A 20,735-nucleotide genomic window follows, 5' to 3' on the forward strand; every position below is an offset into this window, starting at 1 on the left:
GCAACAACAAGACCCGGCAGAAGCCGGGTCTGTAGATGCCTATGTCAAGTCAATATTTACGTATTTTCCAGCAACCGCGCTCAGCCATTCTGCTGATATTGGGTTTTGCCTCCGGTCTCCCGCTGGCGCTCACTTCCGGTACGCTACAGGCGTGGATGACCGTCGAGAATATCGATCTTAAAACGATTGGCTTCTTCTCGCTGGTTGGTCAGGCCTATGTGTTTAAGTTTCTCTGGTCCCCGCTGATGGACCGCTACACGCCGCCTTTTTTAGGTCGTCGTCGCGGTTGGTTACTCGCCACCCAACTGTTGTTACTGGCGGCGATTGCGGCGATGGGCTTTCTTGAACCCGGCACGCAGCTACGCTGGATGGCGGCGCTGGCGGTGGTGATTGCTTTTTGCTCCGCCTCGCAGGATATCGTGTTCGACGCCTGGAAAACCGATGTTTTACCCGCAGAAGAACGCGGCGCTGGCGCGGCAATCAGCGTGCTTGGCTACCGGTTGGGGATGCTGGTTTCCGGCGGACTGGCGCTATGGCTGGCCGATCGCTGGCTCGGCTGGCAGGGCATGTACTGGCTGATGGCGGCATTGTTGATCCCCTGCATTATCGCCACCTTACTGGCGCCGGAACCGACCGATACTATCCCGTCCCCGAAATCGCTGGAACAGGCCGTCGTCGCGCCGCTACGCGATTTCTTTGGCCGTAATAACGCCTGGCTGATTTTACTGCTCATTGTGCTTTATAAACTGGGTGACGCCTTCGCCATGAGCCTGACCACCACCTTTTTGATTCGCGGCGTCGGCTTTGACGCCGGCGAAGTCGGTGTGGTCAATAAAACGCTGGGCCTGCTGGCGACGATCGTCGGCGCGTTATACGGCGGCATATTAATGCAGCGTCTTTCGCTGTTTCGCGCGCTGCTGATTTTCGGCATTTTGCAAGGCGCGTCCAACGCCGGTTACTGGTTGCTCTCCATTACCGATAAAAACATGTTCAGCATGGGCGCGGCGGTCTTTTTCGAAAATCTGTGCGGCGGGATGGGTACTGCCGCCTTTGTCGCCTTATTAATGACGCTATGTAATAAGTCGTTTTCCGCAACACAGTTTGCCCTACTGTCGGCCCTCTCCGCAGTAGGCCGCGTTTATGTTGGTCCCGTAGCGGGCTGGTTCGTTGAAGCGCACGGCTGGCCGACATTCTACCTCTTCTCGGTTGTTGCCGCCGTTCCCGGGCTGTTACTGTTGCTGGTCTGTCGGCAAACGCTGGAATATAGCTGGCAGAACGAGCGTTTCATTCCCCGCACGCAATACCGTGGCGCCTACAATTTCGCGCTTTCAATCCTGCTCGCGGGCGTCGCTTTGCTGGCGGTATGGGTACTCCTGCTGACCATGAACGCGTTGGATTACACTAACTTCTCATTCCTGTCCGGATTGCTTGAGACTGCGGTAGCGGTTGCCGTGTGCGGCATTGTCTTTGGCGGGTTGCTGGACTACCTGGCACTACGAAAAACACGCCTGCTCTAAAACATTATTTGCCGTTGTAATAACGACCCGGAATTATAACGGCTAAATAACCATCAATTGATAAAAAATATATTTGTCTTTTTGTGCGCAACAGAATTTTGGAAATTATTGGTAATTTCTACGCTACCTATTTTCTTTACACGATTCAGCCGATTAAATTTAAATTTCTGCCGTTGATTGTCCTTTTATTGATAATAAATTGTTAAGTAATTGTTTTATTTTTACATTGGTTATACCAATTATCCCTCAACATCCCACTTACAGACCTCATCCGTTATAACGCAAAGTTTCAACAGTGTCTTAAAGTTATTTCGACATACTTGGCAACATATGTGACATGCGCGGCAGAACTTGGTAACACAGAACCAATCATGTTTACAGTAATGTAACCTTACCGTAAAATGCCCCTACACTTTAAACGCCACCAGGTCCCGTGGAATTGAGGTCGTTAAATGAGACTCAGGAAATACAATAAAAGTTTGGGATGGTTGTCATTAATTGCAGGCACTGCATTACTCAGTGGCTGTAATTCTGCGCTGCTGGATCCCAAAGGACAGATTGGACTGGAGCAACGTTCGCTGATACTGACGGCATTTGGCCTGATGTTGATCGTCGTTATTCCCGCCATCTTGATGGCTGTTGGTTTCGCCTGGAAGTATCGTGCGAGTAATAAGGATGCGAAGTATAGCCCGAACTGGTCACACTCCAATAAAGTGGAAGCCGTGGTCTGGACAGTGCCTATCTTGATCATCATTTTCCTTGCCGTACTGACCTGGAAAACCACGCACGCGCTTGAACCAAGCAAGCCGCTGGCGCATGACGAAAAACCGATCACCATCGAAGTGGTTTCCATGGACTGGAAATGGTTCTTCATCTATCCGGAGCAGGGTATCGCCACCGTCAACGAGATCGCCTTCCCGGCGAACACGCCGGTTTATTTCAAAGTGACCTCCAACTCCGTGATGAACTCCTTCTTTATCCCGCGTCTGGGTAGCCAGATTTATGCCATGGCCGGTATGCAAACGCGTTTGCATCTGATCGCCAATGAACCCGGAACCTACGATGGCATCTCCGCCAGCTATAGCGGCCCGGGCTTCTCTGGTATGAAGTTTAAAGCTATCGCCACCAAAGACCGCGCAGAATTCGACCAATGGGTCGCAAAAGCGAAGCAGTCTCCGAACACCATGAATGATATGGCGGCGTTCGAGAAAGTGGCTATGCCAAGCGAGTACAACAAGGTGGAATATTTCTCCAGCGTGAAACCAGATTTGTTCAAGTACGTTATTAACAAATTCATGGACCACGGTAAGAGCATGGACATGACCCAACCTGAAGGTGAGCACAGCTCGCATGAAGGAATGGAAGGTATGGACATGAGCCACGCGGAATCCGCCAACTCCAAGGGTTGAGGAAGATAAGATGTTCGGAAAATTATCACTGGATGCAGTACCGTTCCATGAACCTATCGTCATGGTAACGATCGCTGCAATTATCGTCGGGGGACTGGCGATACTGGCAGCGATTACTTACTTCGGTAAGTGGACCTACCTATGGAAAGAGTGGTTAACGTCGGTTGACCATAAACGCCTCGGCATCATGTATATCATCGTCGCGATTGTGATGCTGTTACGTGGTTTCGCCGATGCCATCATGATGCGTAGCCAGCAGGCGCTTGCCTCCGCCGGCGAAGCGGGTTTTCTACCGCCGCACCACTACGATCAGATCTTTACCGCTCACGGCGTAATCATGATCTTCTTCGTGGCGATGCCCTTCGTTATCGGTCTGATGAACCTGGTGGTTCCGCTGCAGATCGGCGCGCGCGACGTTGCGTTCCCTTTCCTGAACAACCTGAGCTTCTGGTTCACCGTTGTCGGCGTTATCCTGGTTAACCTCTCGCTGGGCGTGGGTGAATTCGCGCAGACAGGGTGGCTGGCTTATCCGCCGCTATCGGGAATAGAGTACAGTCCCAGCGTCGGGGTCGATTACTGGATATGGGCGTTGCAACTCTCGGGTATTGGTACGACGTTAACCGGTATCAACTTCTTCGTGACGATCCTGAAGATGCGTGCGCCGGGTATGACAATGTTCAAGATGCCGGTCTTTACCTGGGCCTCTTTGTGCGCCAACGTACTGATCATCGCCTCTTTCCCGATTCTGACGGTTACCGTCGCGTTGCTGACCCTGGATCGCTATCTGGGCACCCATTTCTTTACCAACGATATGGGCGGCAACATGATGATGTACATCAACCTGATTTGGGCCTGGGGCCATCCGGAAGTGTACATTCTGATTCTGCCGGTCTTCGGGGTATTCTCCGAAATCGCAGCGACCTTCTCGCGTAAACGTCTGTTCGGCTATACCTCGCTGGTTTGGGCGACCGTCTGTATTACCGTACTGTCGTTTATCGTTTGGCTGCACCACTTCTTCACGATGGGCGCAGGCGCGAACGTTAACGCCTTCTTCGGTATCACCACCATGATTATCGCCATCCCGACCGGGGTGAAGATCTTCAACTGGTTGTTCACCATGTATCAGGGCCGTATCGTCTTCCATTCCGCAATGATGTGGACCATCGGCTTTATCGTGACCTTCTCGGTCGGCGGTATGACCGGCGTGCTGCTGGCGGTACCGGGCGCGGACTTCGTCCTGCACAACAGCCTATTCCTGATTGCGCACTTCCATAACGTGATCATCGGCGGCGTAGTGTTTGGCTGCTTCGCGGGTATGACCTACTGGTGGCCGAAGGCGTTTGGCTTCAAGCTGAACGAAACCTGGGGTAAACGCGCCTTCTGGTTCTGGATTATCGGTTTCTTTGTAGCCTTTATGCCGCTGTACGTACTGGGCTTCATGGGCATGACCCGTCGCCTCAGCCAGCAAATTGATCCGCAGTTCCATACGATGCTGATGGTTGCCGCCGCCGGCGCCGCGCTGATTGCGCTGGGTATCCTGTGCCAACTGATTCAGATCTTCGTTTCTATTCGCGACCGCGATCAGAACCGCGATCTGACCGGCGACCCATGGGGTGGCCGTACGCTGGAGTGGTCAACCTCGTCTCCGCCGCCGTTCTATAACTTTGCCGTTGTGCCGCACGTTCACGAACGTGACGCCTTCTGGGAAATGAAAGAAAAAGGCGAAGCGTACCAACAGCCTGGACAATATGAAGAGATTCATATGCCGAAAAATAGCGGTGCCGGTATTGTTATCGCCGCCTTCGCAACGGTATTTGGCTTCGCCATGATCTGGCATATCTGGTGGCTGGCGATAGTGGGTTTCGCAGGCATGATCATCAGCTGGATTGTAAAAAGCTTTGATGAAGATGTGGATTACTACGTGCCGGTCCCGGAAGTCGAAAAACTGGAAAACCAGCATTTCGATGAGATTACTAAGGCAGGGCTGAAAAATGGCAACTGATACTTTAACGCACGCGACTGCCCACGCGCACGAACACGGGCACCATGACGCAGGCCAGAACAAAATCTTCGGATTTTGGGTCTACCTGATGAGCGACTGCATTCTGTTCTCTATTCTGTTTGCTACCTATGCCGTTCTGGTGAACGGCACCGCTGGCGGCCCGACAGGTAAGGATATTTTTGAACTGCCGTTCGTTTTGGTTGAAACCTTCCTGCTGTTATTTAGCTCCATTACCTACGGCATGGCGGCGATCGCCATGCACAAGAACAACAAGAGCCAGGTTATCTCCTGGCTGGCGTTGACCTTCTTGTTCGGTGCCGGATTTATCGGGATGGAACTCTATGAATTCCATCACCTGATTGTTAACGGTATGGGCCCGGATCGCAGCGGCTTCCTGTCTGCGTTCTTCGCGCTGGTCGGCACGCACGGTCTGCACGTCACTTCCGGTTTGATCTGGATGGCGGTGCTGATGGTACAAGTTGCCCGTCGCGGTCTGACCAGCACTAACCGTACCCGCATCATGTGCCTGAGCCTGTTCTGGCACTTCCTGGATGTGATTTGGATTTGCGTATTCACTGTTGTTTATCTGATGGGGGCGATGTAATGAGTCATTCTACCGAGAACGGCGGCGCATCCCACGGCAGCGTAAAAACGTACATGACCGGCTTTATCCTGTCGGTCATCCTGACGGTTATTCCATTCTGGATGGTGATGACTGGCGCTGCCTCTCCGGCCGTTATTCTGGGATCTATCCTGGCAATGGCAGTGGTGCAGATTTTGGTGCATCTGGTGTGTTTCCTGCACATGAACACCAAATCTGATGAAGGCTGGAACATGACGGCCTTCATCTTTACCGTGCTGATCATCGCCATCCTGGTTGTGGGCTCCATCTGGATTATGTGGAACCTCAACTACAACATGATGATGCACTAAGAGCGGCGAGTATGATGTTTAAGCAATACCTGCAAGTAACGAAACCAGGCATCATCTTTGGCAACCTGATCTCGGTGATCGGGGGATTTCTGCTGGCCTCAAAGGGCAGCATTGACTATCCCCTGTTCATCTATACGCTGGTCGGGGTGTCACTGGTTGTGGCGTCGGGTTGTGTATTTAACAACTACATCGACAGGGATATCGACAGGAAGATGGAAAGGACCAAGAATCGGGTGCTGGTCAAAGGCCTGATTTCTCCTGGCGTCTCGCTGGTATACGCCACCCTGCTGGGTATTGCTGGCTTTATGCTGCTGTGGTTTGGCGCTAATCCTTTGGCCTGCTGGCTGGGGGTGATGGGCTTCGTGGTCTACGTTGGCGTGTACAGCTTGTACATGAAGCGTCACTCCGTCTACGGAACGCTGATTGGTTCTCTCTCCGGCGCAGCGCCGCCGGTGATTGGCTACTGCGCCGTAACGGGCGACTTTGACAGCGGCGCGGCGATTCTGTTGGCTATTTTCAGCCTCTGGCAGATGCCGCACTCTTACGCCATCGCCATTTTCCGCTTTAAGGACTATCAGGCGGCCAATATCCCGGTTCTGCCGGTGGTAAAAGGAATCTCAGTCGCTAAAAACCACATCACGCTGTATATCATTGCGTTTGCCGTTGCAACGCTAATGCTCACGTTGGGCGGTTATGCCGGTTACAAATACCTGGTGGTCGCCGCGGCGGTCAGCGTTTGGTGGCTCGGCATGGCGCTACGCGGTTACAAAGTGGAAGATGATAAGGTCTGGGCGCGCAAGCTGTTCGGCTTCTCTATCATTGCGATTACCGCGCTGAGTATCATGATGTCCGTTGATTTTATGGTGCCGAATTCGCAGAATCTGCTGACTTACGTCTGGTAAGACTTTTGATGGCGTATCGCTTGATACGCCATTATTTTCGCTCGCAGTTACAGAAAAACGCCTGCCTTAAGCATATCCATCTCTTTACCGTTAACCATTCCCGTCACAGCAGTCACGCTATAGCTATCAACATCGCAAAATTCCGGCTGATAGACAGGTTGTAATGTCGATTCACGGAGCGTATCAGACTTATACCCTTGTAAATTGCGGTTCTGCGTATTTAGCCCAAAAGGCTCAAATGCGATAACCTGCTGTGACATCGCCCCGGCCTTATTTTTCAGCGCCAGTGAGACGCGTAAATTCTCTATACTGCTGATTCTGTCCGTTTTGACGACAAACTCCAGCTCGCATGCATAGCCGCTGCCCTGGCTCGCACCGAAAACACGATCACGATTGAAGGTTAACTTCGGCAAATTCTTTTCACGCATTGCCACAGCCTCAGCGCGGGCCTGTCGGTCTTTTTCGCAGGTCACCTGAAAATGGGGATCGTCTGCAAAACTTGTTCGCCCCTGAGCAAACAACTCCGCTGCCTTCCGGCAATCCGTGTCGACAAACTGACCGTTGGTATACATCCAGGCAAGATAGTTTAAAGCGCGAGACTTGCCCATCTTCGCCGCCCGTTCAAAGAATTCAAACGCCCGAGCGTAATCAAGCGGAACCTGCGTCCCGGAGTAATAGATCTCACCAAGATTTATGAGCGCATCGACATTACCCTGCGCAGCCGCCAACTCGTACCACTGCACCCCCTTCTGCAGATCGCGCTTAATCCCTCGTTTTCCATTCAAGTAGAAGTAACCGAGTATATTCTGCGCATCAGCCTGGCCCAATTCAGCAGCCTTGCGGAACCATTGCAACGAACGCGCCTCTTTATCGTCGACCTCAACAAAACCAGAGTCATAGAGGCTACCAACGATAAAGTTAAGTTCAGGGTCTCTCTCCTGCGCCCACAGCTCCGCAAGGTGCAGGATATCCGCCTTTGAATAACCCAGGCGCGTGATGAGCGCGGCCATCGCGCTCCCGCCGCCGGCATACTGGCGTAATGTTTCAATAAACCGGGAACGCTGAGTAATATCGCTTTCCGCGGCTTGCTTTGCCGTATCTATTTCGTCGGCTATCAGGCGCGTCACCGTCTGCGCATCAGTATCGGTGTCTGCTTTACTGGTTTTATCCGCAAGCTCTTTTGCCAAAACGTCATCCTGCATCACCCCCAGGCCATGCAGATAAAAATAACGAGCGTTGTAGCAGCCATAGGGTTCTTCAACATGACAAGCCTGCTTATAATACTTGATAGCCTGTATCGTATCTTTCGGCACAGCAACGCCGTACTCATAAATAAAGCCCAGCTCTGCCAGCGCTTGGGCGTTATTATCTTTGGCTAACGCTTTTAGCTCATTTAGCGCCTGAATATCCTTCTGCGCAATACGGCTATACAACGCGTCAATATCATCACCTGCCTGGCATACTGATGCGAAAGAAAGCCCAAGCAGAAACAAAATATTCCATTTCCGTTTTATCATTTTTCATTCCCTTATTTTTTATCTAAAAAGCGCACACTGTCAGCTTTCAGCAAGTCGACATTCTTACCGTTAATCGTTGCCGTAGCGGATTTCAGCGTAAAATGGATATCGCCGATCCCGTGACAAAAATCTTGCGTATACAGCGGGAGATCGTATGGGGTAACGAGAGGATCAACATCATGATTTTGCATATCTATCCCCAGTGTATTCAAACCGAATGGCGGAATCATTAACGTTTCCTCAGTTGCCATTCCATCATCATTTTTCAGCTCAAGCGTAATATGCAAATTCGCCATGTTACGGATTTTATCCGTGCTAACCTGAAAACTTAATGCGCACTCTTTCGGTTTAGCCGTTATCCCGCGAGAGAAAATACTCTCTTTTTTTAGGGTTACTTTGGGTAAAGCATCCGCGTTGTTTTTTCGACTCTGAATATCCGCTTCGCATTTACTCAAAAATATTTTTTCCTCAACTTTCTTACCTACATATCGAGATGCTTTCTTGTAATACGACCAGGCTTTATCACAGTCAGGTGCAGTACCTAAACCGTTATAATACATCCAACTCAACGGCATCGTTGAGCGCGAATTAGTACCATCATTTTCAACCTGCGTAAATAATGCCAGCGCTTTAGCGTAATCAGTGCGCCCTGTTGCGCCAGAATAATAGATTTTACCTAGCGCAATCTGTGCATCGCTGTCACCCTGCTCAGCCGCCTGCCCATACCATTTTTGTGCTTCCTGAATGTCTGGCTTAATCCCCCACTCATCGCCCTCTCCCCCCGAATAAATACCTCCCAAGAGAGATTGGGCCTCAACGACGCCTTTTTCCGCGGCGGCGCGAAACCACTTCAATGACGCAGGTCTGGCTTGATAAGGCTCGTCCGCATAGCGACCGGAAAAGTCATTAAGGGTGAGTCGCCCCATCTGATAATCCATTTGCGGGTCGCCATCCTGCGACCATAACGTAGCCAGCCGAAATGTTTTTTCCTGGTTAAATCCAATACGGCTAAAAAAAAGCGCATCGCTCTCGGGTCTATTATTTAGAGCATGAATTAGTATACTAATAAATGCCGCCCGCTGCGATTTATCCGTATCGGCCAATGCTTTTGCCATGTAAATTTCTTGCGAAAACTTATCAATATATTCTTGCTCAATCAATAAATTATCCAGATTCATTTTCTTAGCATACTTATTGGCCTGAGCGCTATCTTTCGCCACTCCGTCGCCATACTGATAGGCATACTTCACATTATAACAGCCGTAGTTACCGCCAAGCTCACAGGCCTGCTTGTAATACTGCAACGCCCGTTCGCGATTCATCGGTACATTAAGACCGTATTCATGGATAAACCCCAGTTCATCCAGAACCGAAGCTCTTTTTTCCACAGGCAAAGCATCAAGATCCTTCTGGGTAAGCGCAGTATATTTTACATCATCTTTACCGTTGTTCGCTGAAGCATTCACCTGGCTAACAAATAAAACACCCGCTAAAATACATAATGATAAGAATTTAATTTCCATAACGAATTCACTCCTTGAATAATATAATAAATGCGACTGCTGACGAACCTTCTGCCTGATAAACGCGCGCCATCACGCAGAAAGTTTGCTATCAGTCTCGGCGTTGTTGAATAAATCAAATTTTCAGGAGATGGACGGTTCTGATCATTGCCATCGTTTCAGAATCGGCTTCCTATGGCAAAGCAAAAGTTTAAAGTCACCCACTGGCCAGCCACACTCAGGCAGCGCGGTTCGCTGACAGTCTGACTTGACGAGTCTGCTATTGCTATATGGAGCAACAGCGTACACAGCCTGAAGGCCGTAGCTAACCGCTACACTATACTGAGATGGCTCAGATAGCCACTACAGCTCAAGGAGATCGGAATATGAATGAGCACAAGGCTATGCTGACTCTCCCGATCGCCCCTATCGTGTTAACAATTTATCTCTTTTTTAGCTCAACTGTTTCAAAAACATAATATTTGCTAATTAACCCTCTATTTACCCGGCACACTCCCCGCACTACACTACTCCCAGCTTTTATACAGAGGTGGCAATGAACGATTATAAAATGACGCCAGGGGAGCTGCGCGCCACATGGGGTTTAGGGACCGTCTTTTCGTTGCGTATGCTGGGCATGTTTATGGTTCTACCAGTACTGACCACATACGGTATGGCGCTACAGGGCGCCAGCGAAGCATTAATCGGCATTGCGATCGGTATTTACGGGCTGGCGCAGGCTATCTTTCAAATTCCCTTTGGGCTGCTGTCCGACCGCATTGGCCGTAAGCCGCTGATTGTCGGCGGACTGGCGGTATTTGTCGCGGGCAGTGTCATTGCCGCGCTCTCTCACTCAATCTGGGGCATTATTCTGGGGCGAGCGCTACAGGGGTCCGGCGCTATTGCCGCCGCCGTCATGGCGCTTCTGTCTGATCTCACCCGAGAGCAAAACCGTACCAAAGCGATGGCGTTTATCGGCGTCAGCTTTGGTATCACCTTCGCGATTGCGATGGTATTAGGGCCGATCGTTACCCATAGTCTGGGATTGAACGCGTTGTTCTGGATGATCGCCGCCCTCGCCACCCTGGGCATTCTTCTGACGATCTGGGTGGTTCCCAACAGTACCAACCATGTGCTGAATCGCGAATCCGGGATGGTCAAAGGCAGCTTCAATAAAGTGCTGGCGGAGCCGAGGCTGCTCAAGCTCAACTTCGGCATCATGTGTCTGCATATTTTATTGATGTCCACCTTTGTCGCCCTGCCCGGCCAGCTTGCCGATGCCGGTTTCCCTGCCGCCGAACACTGGAAGGTGTATCTGGCAACCATGGTGATCGCCTTTGCCGCCGTCGTGCCTTTTATCATCTATGCTGAAGTCAAACGGCGGATGAAGCAGGTATTCCTGTTCTGCGTGGGGCTCATTATCGTCGCAGAAATCGTGTTGTGGGGAGCGGGCCAGCATTTCTGGGAGCTGGTGATTGGCGTACAACTCTTTTTCCTCGCCTTTAATCTGATGGAGGCGCTGCTGCCTTCGCTTATTAGCAAAGAGTCGCCCGCGGGGTATAAAGGAACGGCGATGGGCGTCTATTCTACCAGTCAGTTTCTTGGCGTGGCGCTTGGCGGCTCGCTGGGCGGCTGGATAGACGGCACGTTTGATGGGCAAACCGTTTTCCTTGCCGGGGCCGTACTGGCGATGGTATGGCTGGCGGTGGCAAGTACCATGAAAGAGCCGCCCTATGTCAGCAGCCTGCGCGTGGAAATTCCAGCGGATATCGTTGCTGACGACAGGCTAAAACAGCGACTGTTGGCAATGAAAGGCGTAAGCGAAGCGCTGATCGTGGCGGAAGAGCATTCCGCTTACGTCAAAATCGACAGCAAAGTGACCAATCGCTTTGAAGTTGAACAGCTTATCAGCAAAGGATGAATGCTGTATTGCCGGATGGCGGCGAGGCTCTATCCGGCATAACAACTTAATCGCGGAAGTTTTTGAACTGGAACGGCTGGCCCAAATCGCCGCCGCGAACCAGCGCCATTACCGATTGCAGATCGTCACGTGATTTGCCCGTCACGCGAATCTCTTCCCCCTGAATTTGCGCCTGTACCTTCAGTTTGCTGTCTTTAATCAGCTTGACGATTTTCTTCTGCACGGCGCTTTCAATGCCCTGCTTCAGCTTTGCTTCCACATACCAGGTTTTACCGCTATGCACGAACTCGTCCGGTACATCCAGCGAAGCGCCTTCAATACCGCGTTTAAGCAGCTTGGCGCGCAGAATATCGAGCAACTGATTGACCTGGAAATCAGACTCGCTCAGCACCTTGATGGTTTTATTGGCATCGTTCAGTTCAATAGTCGCCTCTACGCCACGAAAGTCAAAACGAGACTCAACCTCGCGAACCGCGTTATCCACGCCGTTACGCGCTTCCTGCAGATCAACTTCAGAAACAATATCGAAAGATGGCATCTTTTCTTCTCCCTTCATTTTCGTTGCGTTGCATAATACCTGCAACGAGGCTTAACGAGAAGCTTAGCTGATGACGCTATAATTAGCGCCATAACACCTGGCGCTGTTGCAGGTGAGGAGGAACAATGAAAATTACTGTACTGGGATGCGGAGCCTTAGGACAACTTTGGCTTTCGGCACTGTGCAAACATGGACATGACGTACAGGGCTGGCTACGGGTGCCACAACCTTATTGCAGCGTAAATCTGATCGATACCGATGGTTCCTTTTTCAACGAATCACTGACGGCAAACGATCCGGATTTTTTGGCGAAGAGCGAACTGTTATTAGTCACGCTGAAAGCGTGGCAGGTTTCCGACGCAGTACGAACCCTGGCGTCAACCCTACCGGTGACATCGCCTATCCTGCTCATTCATAATGGAATGGGAACCATAGAAGAACTGCAAAATATCCAACAGCCGATGTTGATGGGGACTATCACCCATGCTGCGCGCCGCGACGGTAATATCATTATTCATGTCGCTAACGGTACTACGCATATTGGCCCGGCGCGCGAGCAAGACGGCGATTACAGTTATCTCGCCGATATCCTGCAGGGGGTACTGCCCGATGTCGCCTGGCATAACAATATCCGCGCAGAGATGTGGCGCAAACTGGCGGTCAACTGTGTTATCAACCCGCTCACCGCGCTTTGGAACTGCCCGAACGGCGAGCTGCGCCATCATACTGATGAAATCAACGCGATTTGCGAAGAGGTCGCCGCCGTGATTGAACGTGAAGGCTACCACACATCGGCAGACGATTTACGCTATTATGTTGAGCAAGTGATTGACAGTACGGCAGAAAATATCTCATCCATGTTGCAGGACGTGCGCGCCATGCGCCATACCGAAATTGACTACATCACCGGTTATTTACTCAAGCGCGCCCGCGTGCACGGTCTCGCCGTTCCGGAAAATAGCCGCCTGTTTGAAATGGTAAAGCGAAAGGAGAGTGAGTATGAGCGCTCAGGCACTGGTATGCCTCGCCCCTGGTAGTGAAGAGACCGAAGCGGTCACCACTATCGATCTGCTGGTTCGCGGCGGAATCCACGTCACTACCGCCAGCGTCGCCAGCGATGGCAACCTGACGATTGTCTGCTCGCGCGGCGTGAAGCTGCTGGCGGATGCGCCGCTGGTTGAAGTTGCCGACGGCGATTATGACATCATCGTGTTGCCCGGCGGAATTAAAGGCGCCGAGTGCTTTCGCGACAGCCCGCTGCTGGTCGAAACCGTAAAACAGTTTCACCGCTCCGGGCGCATTGTCGCAGCCATTTGCGCCGCAGCCGCTACAGTGCTCGTGCCGCACGATATCTTCCCTATCGGCAATATGACCGGTTTTCCGGCGCTGAAAGATAAGATCCCCGCCGAACAGTGGCAGGATAAGCGTGTGGTGTGGGATGCGCGGGTAAAATTATTAACCAGCCAGGGACCGGGTACCGCTATCGATTTTGGCTTGAAAATCATCGACCTGTTGGTTGGTCGTGAAAAAGCGCATGAAGTGGCTTCGCAACTGGTGATGGCGGCGGGGATTTATAACTACTACGAATAAGAATGATTGCCGGATGGCGGCGTAAACACCTTATTCGGCCTACAAAACGGTACAGTCTGTAGGCCGAATAAGCGGCAGCGCCATCCGGCAGTTATTTTACGGGCGTTCGCCCTGCGCCAGACGCGCATTAATATGCGCAATCACCTCAGGTAAATCCGCCAGTGAATCCACCACGTAATGCGCCCCGGCGGCGTACAGCTTGCTGGCCGCGTGCTCGCGGCGGACCGCAACGTCCTCTTTCGACATTGTCTGATAGGCGTCCCATGTTGCGCCGAATTCGTTACCCGATACCGCCAGCCCCACCGTCCACATCCCCGCGTTAAGCCCCTCGCTAATGCCCGGCGCGGCATCATCTACCTTCACGCAGTGCGCGACCGCATCAATGCCCAGCGCAATCACGTTTTGCAGCGCCATCCACGGCCCCGGGCGACCACCCGCGGCCAGGTCGTCCGTTGCTACCCAATGATCCGGACGATAGCCATGCTCGGCGGCGGCGGGAACCAAGCGCTCCATCACCGCTCGTGGGTAACCGGAGCAGGAGCCTATCTTGATACCCTCGGCTCGTAGCGTCGCGATCGTGTCGATAACTCCGGCAATAGGAGAAGAAAAATCGACAACTTTAGCAATCTGTAACGGCATGAAAGCGGCGTAGATGGCATTAATATCTGCTGCGCTCATGGCGCGGCCAAACTTTGCCTGCCAGCGCGCGTCAACAGCAGGTAATTTTCCCAGCGCTTCAATGTGTTGCCATTTACCCAGCCCCATTGGCACGCGTGCTTCGGCGAGGGTGATCTCCACATCAAATGCCTGACGGAACGCCTCAACGAAAATTTGCGTCGGCGCGAAGGAGCCAAAATCGACGGTGGTGCCCGCCCAGTCGAGAATAACAGCGTGAATACGGTTCATCATGGTTCCTTATTTCGTCCAGTACATGGCGGTACGAATGGCGGTCAGCAGGGCAGTGATATCGGCGGCATATACTTCGCCAATGTTGCCGATGCGGAAGCAGTCACTTTGCGACACTTTGCCTGGATAGATAACAAAGCCCTGCTCTTTGAGGCGGCGATAAAATTCGCTAAAGCGATACTGCGGGTCTTCCGGTGAATAAAAGGCGGTGATAATGGGCGAATGAAGTTCGTCATCCAGCAGCGTGTTAAAGCCCAGCGCCCGCATTCCGGCCACCAGGCTGCGCTGATTTTGCTGATAGCGTTGATGACGTGCCGCCACGCCACCTTCTTTCGCCAGCTCTTTCAGCGCCTGTGCAAACGCCAGGACGGTATGTGTGGGCGAAGTAAAACGCCATTTGCCGTGGTTATCCTCCATGCAGCGCCACTGGGCGTAGAGATCTAACGACAGCGAGCGGGAACGCCCTTTGCACGCGGCCAGTTTTTGCTCGCGGGCAATCACAAAGGCAAAACCCGGCACGCCCTGAATGCATTTATTGGCGGAGCTGATCAGATAGTCGATATGTAATGCTGCAATATCCATGGGGATGCCGCCGAAGCTGCTCATGGCGTCAACGATGTAGGTTTTGCCATAGCGATGCGCCAGAGCGCCCACCTCATCAATGGGGTTGAGCATCCCGGTGGTTGTTTCGCTATGCACCATGGCGATATGGCTGATCGTCGGGTCGGCGTTGAGGATCGCGTCGATCGCCTGCACGTCCGGGCGCGCAACTTCGCCGCAGTCGTAAGCGTGATGGGCGATACCCATAAGGCCGGCCATCTCGACCATTCGTGCGCCGTATGCACCGTTGCTGACGATCAGCACCTTATCCTGCGGACCCAATGCGCTGCCCAGTACGGCTTCCACAGCATAGCTGCCGCTGCCTTGCAGCAGTACGGAGGTGTAGCCTTCGGAGGCCGTTGCCAGTGCGGTCAACTGCTGGCGGATCTGTTCTACCACGCCGATATTGTAATCATCATCCCAGGTACAGCTATCGAACAACATCGCTTCTTTCACGGTGCGAGAGGTGGTGAGCGGGCCAGGAGTCAGCAGCAGATAGTTACGCGAAGTCATGTTATTTACCTTTGGTCTATACCAGATTGCATTTATCATGACGATCTTTGCCGCGACGGGTCAAAGAGAAAATCGCGCTGCAACAAAAAATTCATCTCTGCTTGTATAATGGCGGCAGGCAAAACGGAAGCGAGTAAGCATGAAATCTATCCCGGGCGATATCCCGCAGTACCTGTTGATCAAGGCGCAGCTTCAGGCGCGTATTCAGAGCGGTGCGTTGAAAAGCGGTGATAAACTGCCGTCTGAACGCGAACTGTGCGCGATCTTCAACACCACGCGCATTACTATTCGCGAAAGCCTGGCGCAGCTGGAGTCCAGTGGGCTTATCTGGCGCGCCGATCGTCGCGGTTGGTTCGTTACGCCGGAACGCCTGTGGCTGGATCCAACCCAGAACACCAACTTCCATAAGCTTTGCCGCGAGCAGGGGCGGGAGCCAAAAACCGCGCTACTGAGCGGCGTGTTAACCACCGTGCCTATCGAGGTCATGGAGCCCCTCCAGCTCCAGCCGTTTGATCAAATCTATCTGCTGACCCGTCTGCGTTACGCCGATGGCCGCGCCGTGTGCTACTGCGAAAACCATTGTTTGCCCGCCCGCGTGCCTGAGCTGCTGCAGTACGATCTCAACGGCAGCCTGACCGAGGTATACGAGTCGCGCTACAACCTCATCTATACCAGCATGCATCTGTCGTTCTACCCCACCGCCATGCCTGCGCAGGCCGCACAGGCGCTGGGAGTTATGGAAGGACGCCCGGCGCTGTTGCTGCGCCGTCTGAACTACGATCAACACGGGCGAGTGCTGGATCTGGATATCGAATACTGGCGTCACGACAGCCTGCGCATTGAGGTAGATACCCACTAGCGGGTGCGCCGGATGTTGGCTGCGAGCCTTATCCGGCCTGTCAATCGTATCGTCTCACGGCTATCCGGATAAGCGCAGCATCATCCCGCGTGGACTGATTTATTTCTCTTTCATCGTTTTGTCACATAAGCCGTTTAGCGTAAAAAGCAAACCTGGTATAGGCCAGAAAATGCAATGTACGCTATGAGGCTATTACGATGAAACTTTCCCGACTTGCTCTGCTGTCTGTCTTCGCTCTCGCCAGCGCCCCGTCATGGGCGGAATCGGTGGTCACGGTGTACTCCATCGACGGGCTGCATGATGGCGATAACAGCTGGTACCAGGTACAGTTTGACGCATTCACCAAAGCGACCGGCATTACCGTACGCTATGTTGAAGGCGGTGGTGGCGTGGTAGTGGAACGTCTGGCAAAAGAGCGTACGAATCCGCAGGCCGACGTGCTGGTAACCGCGCCGCCATTCATTCAGCGCGCCGCCGCCGAAAAGCTGCTGGCGAACTTTAACACCGACGCCGCATCGGCTATCCCCGATGCCAACAACCTTTATTCGCCGCTGGTAAAGAACTATCTGAGCTTTATCTACAACAGCAAACTGCTGAAAACTGCCCCGGCGAACTGGCAGGATCTGCTTGACGGTAAATTCAAAAATAAACTCCAGTATTCCACGCCAGGTCAGGCCGCTGACGGCACGGCGGTGATGCTGCAGGCTTTCCACAGCTTCGGCAGTAAAGATGCCGGTTTTGCGTATCTCGGCAAGCTGCAGGCCAATAACGTCGGGCCATCTGCCTCTACCGGCAAGCTAACCGCGCTGGTTAATAAAGGTGAAATCTACGTCGCTAACGGCGACCTGCAAATGAACCTCGCGCAGATGGAACGTAACCCGAACGTGAAAATCTTCTGGCCGGCCAACGACAAAGGCGAGCGCAGCGCGCTGGCCATCCCTTATGTCATTGGCCTGGTCCAGGGGGCGCCGCAGAGTGAAAATGGTAAAAAGCTGATTAACTTCCTGCTGAGTAAAGAAGCGCAGACTCGCGTCAGCGAACTCTCCTGGGGAATGCCGGTACGCAGCGACGTGACGCCGAGCGACGAACATTACAAGGCCGCCACTGCCGCGTTAGAAGGCGTGCAGAGCTGGCAGCCAAATTGGGATGACGTAGCCGTTTCGCTGTCGGCAGATATTAGCCGTTGGCACAAAGTGACCGAAAGCGAGTAAGCCTGATGCTGATGAAAACGACCGCCGTTCACGCCCCTGCATCGCAGGGGACATCGGGGATAGTCCTCGACTCGCTGCGCGTTGCGTATCACGGCAACGTGGTGCTTAAACCGCTCTCTTTGACGATTGAACCTGGCGAAGTGCTGGCGCTGATTGGCCCATCAGGATCTGGAAAAACGACGGTGCTGCGTGCGGTTGCGGGCTTTGTGCAACCTGCAGGCGGTCGTATTCTGATTGGCGATACGGACGTCACCCATCTGCCACCCTATAAACGCGGGTTGGCGATGGTGGTGCAGAACTACGCCTTGTTCCCGCATCTGAAAGTGGAAGACAACGTCGCTTTTGGCCTGCGTGCGCAGAAGCAGCCAAAGGCGCTAATTAATGAGCGTGTAACGCAGGCGCTGAAAACGGTTGGCATGAGTGATTACGCCGCCCGTTATCCGCATCAACTTTCCGGCGGCCAGCAGCAACGCGTGGCCATCGCCCGCGCGATTGCCGTGCGCCCGCGCGTGCTGTTGCTGGATGAACCACTGTCAGCGCTGGACGCACAGATTCGTCATAATATGGTGGAAGAAATCGCCCGTCTTCACCGTGAGCTGCCGGAACTCACTATTCTCTACGTCACCCACGATCAAACGGAAGCGCTCACCCTGGCCGATAAAATCGGCATTATGAAGGATGGTTCGCTGATTGCTCACGGCGAAACCCGCGCGCTATATCAGCATCCGCCCAATCGTTTTGCCGCCGAATTCTTAGGCCGCGCCAATATTCTCTCCGCCATCGCGCTGGGGATAACGGAGGCTCCGGGGCTGGTGGACGTCAGCTGCGGCGGTGCGGTGATTCGCGCGTTCAGCCGGGGCAGCCACCACGGTTACAACAAACTGCTGTGCATTCGTCCTCAGCACCTCAGCCTAACGCCGCGTTCGGCCTACAGCAACCGCTTCAACGCCACACTGCAATCGGTGCACTGGCAGGGCGATTTAACCCATCTGTTGTGTGACGTTGCTGGCGAAACGGTGCGGATGGTGTTGACGCATGTCAATCCGCTGCCGCGCGTGGGCGACAAGCTGGCGCTGTGGTTCGAACCGGATGATGCGGTCCTGATTGAGGTATAACCATGTCACTCATTTTACCTCTGGAAAAACCGGCGCTTAACCTACGCCCGCTGCTGTGGCTGCTGCTCCCGTTGCTGGTGCTGGCGACGCTGTTTTTCTGGCCTCTGTCGCTCATCGTTGAACAGGCGCTACGCGGTGCCAATGGCGAGATCGGGCTCGAGACCTTCCGCCAGGTGGTCGACTCGAAACGCTTTGTCGGCGCGTTACTGAACACGTTGCAAATCGCCTTTTTCGCCACCGCCGGTTGCCTGCTGCTGGGCAGCGTGATGTCGCTGATTCTGGTGTTTATTCCTTTCCCCGGCAGCGAGTTGATTGGTCGGGTCGTCGATACTTTTATTGCGCTGCCGACCTTCCTGATTACGCTGGCGTTCACCTTTATTTATGGGTCAGCGGGTCTGCTCAACGGTACGCTGATGAGCCTGTTTGCCTTTGAGCTACCGCCGGTGGATTTTCTCTACTCGATGCAGGGCGTCATTCTGGCGGAGATCACGGTGTTCACTCCGCTGGTGATGCGGCCACTGATGGCCGCGCTGCGGCAAATTGATAAAAGCCAGCTAGAGGCAGCCAGCATTCTGGGGGCGCACCCGTTACGGGTGATTGGGCAGGTGATTTTCCCGGCGGCGCTACCGGCGCTGATGGCTGGTGGCAGCCTGTGCCTGCTGTTGACCACTAACGAGTTTGGCATCGTACTGTTTATTGGCGCGAAAGGGGTTAACACCCTGCCGATGATGGTTTACAGCAAAGCGATTCTGGAGTCCGACTATACGGTCGCCTGCATGATTGCGTTGATTAACATTGTCTTGTCGCTGGGGCTGTTCTCCCTCTATCGCCTGGCGGCATCGCGTACCGGCGTAAGGAGCTAGCCATGCTAATTTGGTCACCTAAAGGACGCGCAGCGGCGGGCGTTGTGGCTAGCGTATTGTTTATCGTGTTCTTTTTCCTGCCGCTGGCGGTGATTCTGATGTCCAGCCTTAGCCAGCAGTGGAACGGTATTCTGCCGAGTGGCTTCACGCTGAACCACTTTGTTAACGCTCTGCACGGTGCGGCATGGGATGCCCTACTTGCCAGCCTCACGATTGGCTTTTGCGCCAGCCTGTTTGCGCTGCTTTGCGGCGTTTGGGCGGCGCTGGCGCTGCGTCAATATGGGGTGAAAACGCAGAAATGGTTAAGTATGGTGTTCTATCTGCCGAGTGCGATTCCGTCAGTGTCCGTGGGCCTGGGCATTCTGGTTGCTTTCAGCCAGGGGCCATTGCAAATGAACGGCACCCTATGGATTGTGCTGACAGCGCACTTTGTGCTGATTTCCGCCTTTACCTTCAGTAACGTGTCGACCGGACTGGCGCGAATTTCCGCCGATATTGAAAACGTCGCGTCGAGTCTGGGGGCATCGCCCTGGTATCGTCTGCGTCACGTGACGTTGCCGTTATTGATGCCGTGGATGATGTCAGCGCTGGCGCTGAGTTTATCGCTCTCCATGGGGGAGTTGGGCGCGACGATGATGATTTATCCGCCGGGCTGGACGACGCTGCCGGTGGCTATCTTTAGCCTGACCGACCGTGGAAATATCGCCGACGGCGCGGCGCTGACTATTGTGCTGGTGGCCATTACGCTGCTGCTGATGATGAAGCTGGAGCGCATTGCAAAACGGTTGGGGCAGAAATAAAACGGTAGGCCGGGCAGGACATAGCCGCCACCCGGCA

At 53.3% G+C, this 20,735-nt stretch carries 19 protein-coding genes and 1 pseudogene; 15 read left to right on the forward strand and 5 right to left on the reverse strand.

Annotation, left to right across the window (positions count from 1 at the left end):
* Nucleotides 1–41 precede the first annotated feature (41 nt).
* The 6 genes from ampG to cyoE all read left to right on the forward strand — a co-directional run bounded on the left by ampG (nucleotide 42) and on the right by cyoE (nucleotide 6,763).
* Complete coding sequence (gene ampG, locus HU143_RS16830; RefSeq protein WP_000098473.1) at nucleotides 42–1,517, forward strand: muropeptide MFS transporter AmpG; 1,476 nt, start codon at nucleotides 42–44, stop codon at nucleotides 1,515–1,517.
* Nucleotides 1,518–1,969: 452 nt separating this feature from the next.
* The gene (gene cyoA / locus HU143_RS16835; protein WP_023227334.1) at nucleotides 1,970–2,926 is read left to right on the forward strand and encodes a cytochrome o ubiquinol oxidase subunit II; all 957 of its coding nucleotides are present in this window, start codon (nucleotides 1,970–1,972) and stop codon (nucleotides 2,924–2,926) included.
* 10 nt (nucleotides 2,927–2,936) lie between these two features.
* A complete protein-coding gene (gene cyoB / locus HU143_RS16840; protein ID WP_000467158.1) occupies nucleotides 2,937–4,928 on the forward strand; it encodes a cytochrome o ubiquinol oxidase subunit I in 1,992 nt (663 codons plus the stop codon).
* Complete coding sequence (locus tag HU143_RS16845) at nucleotides 4,918–5,532, forward strand: cytochrome o ubiquinol oxidase subunit III (protein ID WP_000179833.1); 615 nt, start codon at nucleotides 4,918–4,920, stop codon at nucleotides 5,530–5,532. Before cyoB ends, HU143_RS16845 begins: the two co-directional genes overlap by 11 nt.
* A complete protein-coding gene (locus HU143_RS16850) occupies nucleotides 5,532–5,861 on the forward strand; it encodes a cytochrome o ubiquinol oxidase subunit IV (RefSeq protein WP_023227333.1) in 330 nt (109 codons plus the stop codon). The genes HU143_RS16845 and HU143_RS16850 overlap by 1 nt, the downstream gene beginning before the upstream one ends.
* Nucleotides 5,862–5,872: 11 nt before the next feature.
* On the forward strand, nucleotides 5,873–6,763 hold the full coding sequence (cyoE, locus tag HU143_RS16855) for a heme o synthase (RefSeq protein WP_000971352.1): 891 nt from the start codon (nucleotides 5,873–5,875) through the stop codon (nucleotides 6,761–6,763).
* A 47-nt stretch (nucleotides 6,764–6,810) separates the two neighbouring features.
* On the opposite strand, the gene HU143_RS16860 is transcribed toward cyoE, so the two are convergent.
* Both HU143_RS16860 and HU143_RS16865 read right to left on the reverse strand, forming a co-directional pair.
* Complete coding sequence (locus tag HU143_RS16860; protein ID WP_023227332.1) at nucleotides 6,811–8,280, reverse strand: tetratricopeptide repeat protein; 1,470 nt, start codon at nucleotides 8,278–8,280, stop codon at nucleotides 6,811–6,813.
* An 11-nt stretch (nucleotides 8,281–8,291) separates the two neighbouring features.
* On the reverse strand, nucleotides 8,292–9,803 hold the full coding sequence (locus tag HU143_RS16865; RefSeq protein ID WP_023227331.1) for an SEL1-like repeat protein: 1,512 nt from the start codon (nucleotides 9,801–9,803) through the stop codon (nucleotides 8,292–8,294).
* A 174-nt stretch (nucleotides 9,804–9,977) separates the two neighbouring features.
* On the opposite strand from HU143_RS16865, the pseudogene HU143_RS24605 reads away from it, so the two are divergent.
* Both HU143_RS24605 and HU143_RS16870 read left to right on the forward strand, forming a co-directional pair.
* Nucleotides 9,978–10,108 (forward strand): annotated as a pseudogene (locus HU143_RS24605) (IS5/IS1182 family transposase); the annotation flags it as partial.
* A gap of 230 nt (nucleotides 10,109–10,338) precedes the next feature.
* Nucleotides 10,339–11,703 (forward strand): MFS transporter, encoded by a 1,365-nt coding sequence (locus HU143_RS16870; protein WP_023227330.1) that lies wholly within the window; start codon nucleotides 10,339–10,341, stop codon nucleotides 11,701–11,703.
* 46 nt (nucleotides 11,704–11,749) lie between these two features.
* Here HU143_RS16870 and HU143_RS16875 read toward each other — a convergent pair whose 3' ends face one another.
* On the reverse strand, nucleotides 11,750–12,241 hold the full coding sequence (locus tag HU143_RS16875; protein WP_001138913.1) for a YajQ family cyclic di-GMP-binding protein: 492 nt from the start codon (nucleotides 12,239–12,241) through the stop codon (nucleotides 11,750–11,752).
* 125 nt (nucleotides 12,242–12,366) lie between these two features.
* Here HU143_RS16875 and panE point away from each other — a divergent pair, with 125 nt between their 5' ends.
* Together panE and yajL are read left to right on the forward strand one after the other, a co-directional pair.
* Nucleotides 12,367–13,278 carry a 2-dehydropantoate 2-reductase gene (panE, locus tag HU143_RS16880; RefSeq protein WP_000705816.1) on the forward strand — a complete coding sequence of 304 codons (912 nt, stop codon included), beginning with the start codon at nucleotides 12,367–12,369 and terminating at the stop codon, nucleotides 13,276–13,278.
* Nucleotides 13,241–13,831 (forward strand): protein deglycase YajL, encoded by a 591-nt coding sequence (gene yajL, locus HU143_RS16885; protein ID WP_001275809.1) that lies wholly within the window; start codon nucleotides 13,241–13,243, stop codon nucleotides 13,829–13,831. The genes panE and yajL overlap by 38 nt, the downstream gene beginning before the upstream one ends.
* 96 nt (nucleotides 13,832–13,927) lie before the next feature.
* On the opposite strand, the gene phnX is transcribed toward yajL, so the two are convergent.
* Both phnX and phnW read right to left on the reverse strand, forming a co-directional pair.
* The gene (phnX, locus tag HU143_RS16890; protein WP_023227329.1) at nucleotides 13,928–14,737 is read right to left on the reverse strand and encodes a phosphonoacetaldehyde hydrolase; all 810 of its coding nucleotides are present in this window, start codon (nucleotides 14,735–14,737) and stop codon (nucleotides 13,928–13,930) included.
* Nucleotides 14,738–14,746: 9 nt separating this feature from the next.
* The gene (gene phnW / locus HU143_RS16895; protein ID WP_000203959.1) at nucleotides 14,747–15,850 is read right to left on the reverse strand and encodes a 2-aminoethylphosphonate--pyruvate transaminase; all 1,104 of its coding nucleotides are present in this window, start codon (nucleotides 15,848–15,850) and stop codon (nucleotides 14,747–14,749) included.
* Nucleotides 15,851–15,989: 139 nt separating this feature from the next.
* On the opposite strand from phnW, the gene phnR reads away from it, so the two are divergent.
* The 5 genes from phnR (at nucleotide 15,990) to phnV (ending at nucleotide 20,698) form a co-directional block, all read left to right on the forward strand.
* Nucleotides 15,990–16,709, forward strand: coding sequence for a phosphonate utilization transcriptional regulator PhnR (gene phnR, locus HU143_RS16900; protein ID WP_023227328.1), 720 nt, complete (start codon nucleotides 15,990–15,992; stop codon nucleotides 16,707–16,709).
* A gap of 197 nt (nucleotides 16,710–16,906) precedes the next feature.
* Nucleotides 16,907–17,920: a 2-aminoethylphosphonate ABC transporter substrate-binding protein gene (phnS, locus tag HU143_RS16905; RefSeq protein ID WP_023227327.1), complete on the forward strand. Its 1,014-nt coding sequence runs from the start codon at nucleotides 16,907–16,909 to the stop codon at nucleotides 17,918–17,920.
* A 5-nt stretch (nucleotides 17,921–17,925) separates the two neighbouring features.
* Nucleotides 17,926–19,035, forward strand: a complete 1,110-nt coding sequence (gene phnT / locus HU143_RS16910; RefSeq protein WP_000928787.1) for a 2-aminoethylphosphonate ABC transport system ATP-binding subunit PhnT — start codon at nucleotides 17,926–17,928, stop codon at nucleotides 19,033–19,035.
* A gap of 2 nt (nucleotides 19,036–19,037) precedes the next feature.
* A complete protein-coding gene (gene phnU / locus HU143_RS16915; protein WP_000052716.1) occupies nucleotides 19,038–19,898 on the forward strand; it encodes a 2-aminoethylphosphonate ABC transporter permease subunit in 861 nt (286 codons plus the stop codon).
* A gap of 2 nt (nucleotides 19,899–19,900) precedes the next feature.
* Nucleotides 19,901–20,698 carry a 2-aminoethylphosphonate ABC transport system, membrane component PhnV gene (phnV, locus tag HU143_RS16920; protein ID WP_000909791.1) on the forward strand — a complete coding sequence of 266 codons (798 nt, stop codon included), beginning with the start codon at nucleotides 19,901–19,903 and terminating at the stop codon, nucleotides 20,696–20,698.
* Nucleotides 20,699–20,735: the final 37 nt, after the last annotated feature.

Origin of the sequence: Salmonella sp. SJTUF14076 (assembly GCF_015534835.1) — a bacterium.
GTDB lineage: Bacteria > Pseudomonadota > Gammaproteobacteria > Enterobacterales > Enterobacteriaceae > Salmonella > Salmonella enterica.

What these genes read in the sequence shown, in the direction of transcription:
- cyoA (WP_023227334.1), top strand. Translation starts at nt 1,970, where the DNA reads ATGAGACTCAGGAAATACAATAAAAGTTTGGGATGGTTGTCATTAATT.
- HU143_RS16845 (WP_000179833.1), top strand. Translation starts at nt 4,918, where the DNA reads ATGGCAACTGATACTTTAACGCACGCGACTGCCCACGCGCACGAACAC.
- phnW (WP_000203959.1), bottom strand. Translation starts at nt 15,850, where the DNA reads ATGACTTCGCGTAACTATCTGCTGCTGACTCCTGGCCCGCTCACCACC.
- HU143_RS16860 (WP_023227332.1), bottom strand. Translation starts at nt 8,280, where the DNA reads ATGATAAAACGGAAATGGAATATTTTGTTTCTGCTTGGGCTTTCTTTC.
- HU143_RS16865 (WP_023227331.1), bottom strand. Translation starts at nt 9,803, where the DNA reads ATGGAAATTAAATTCTTATCATTATGTATTTTAGCGGGTGTTTTATTT.
- HU143_RS16870 (WP_023227330.1), top strand. Translation starts at nt 10,339, where the DNA reads ATGAACGATTATAAAATGACGCCAGGGGAGCTGCGCGCCACATGGGGT.
- phnV (WP_000909791.1), top strand. Translation starts at nt 19,901, where the DNA reads ATGCTAATTTGGTCACCTAAAGGACGCGCAGCGGCGGGCGTTGTGGCT.
- cyoE (WP_000971352.1), top strand. Translation starts at nt 5,873, where the DNA reads ATGATGTTTAAGCAATACCTGCAAGTAACGAAACCAGGCATCATCTTT.
- HU143_RS16850 (WP_023227333.1), top strand. Translation starts at nt 5,532, where the DNA reads ATGAGTCATTCTACCGAGAACGGCGGCGCATCCCACGGCAGCGTAAAA.
- ampG (WP_000098473.1), top strand. Translation starts at nt 42, where the DNA reads ATGTCAAGTCAATATTTACGTATTTTCCAGCAACCGCGCTCAGCCATT.
- phnX (WP_023227329.1), bottom strand. Translation starts at nt 14,737, where the DNA reads ATGAACCGTATTCACGCTGTTATTCTCGACTGGGCGGGCACCACCGTC.
- HU143_RS16875 (WP_001138913.1), bottom strand. Translation starts at nt 12,241, where the DNA reads ATGCCATCTTTCGATATTGTTTCTGAAGTTGATCTGCAGGAAGCGCGT.
- phnT (WP_000928787.1), top strand. Translation starts at nt 17,926, where the DNA reads ATGCTGATGAAAACGACCGCCGTTCACGCCCCTGCATCGCAGGGGACA.
- yajL (WP_001275809.1), top strand. Translation starts at nt 13,241, where the DNA reads ATGAGCGCTCAGGCACTGGTATGCCTCGCCCCTGGTAGTGAAGAGACC.
- phnR (WP_023227328.1), top strand. Translation starts at nt 15,990, where the DNA reads ATGAAATCTATCCCGGGCGATATCCCGCAGTACCTGTTGATCAAGGCG.
- phnU (WP_000052716.1), top strand. Translation starts at nt 19,038, where the DNA reads ATGTCACTCATTTTACCTCTGGAAAAACCGGCGCTTAACCTACGCCCG.
- phnS (WP_023227327.1), top strand. Translation starts at nt 16,907, where the DNA reads ATGAAACTTTCCCGACTTGCTCTGCTGTCTGTCTTCGCTCTCGCCAGC.
- panE (WP_000705816.1), top strand. Translation starts at nt 12,367, where the DNA reads ATGAAAATTACTGTACTGGGATGCGGAGCCTTAGGACAACTTTGGCTT.
- cyoB (WP_000467158.1), top strand. Translation starts at nt 2,937, where the DNA reads ATGTTCGGAAAATTATCACTGGATGCAGTACCGTTCCATGAACCTATC.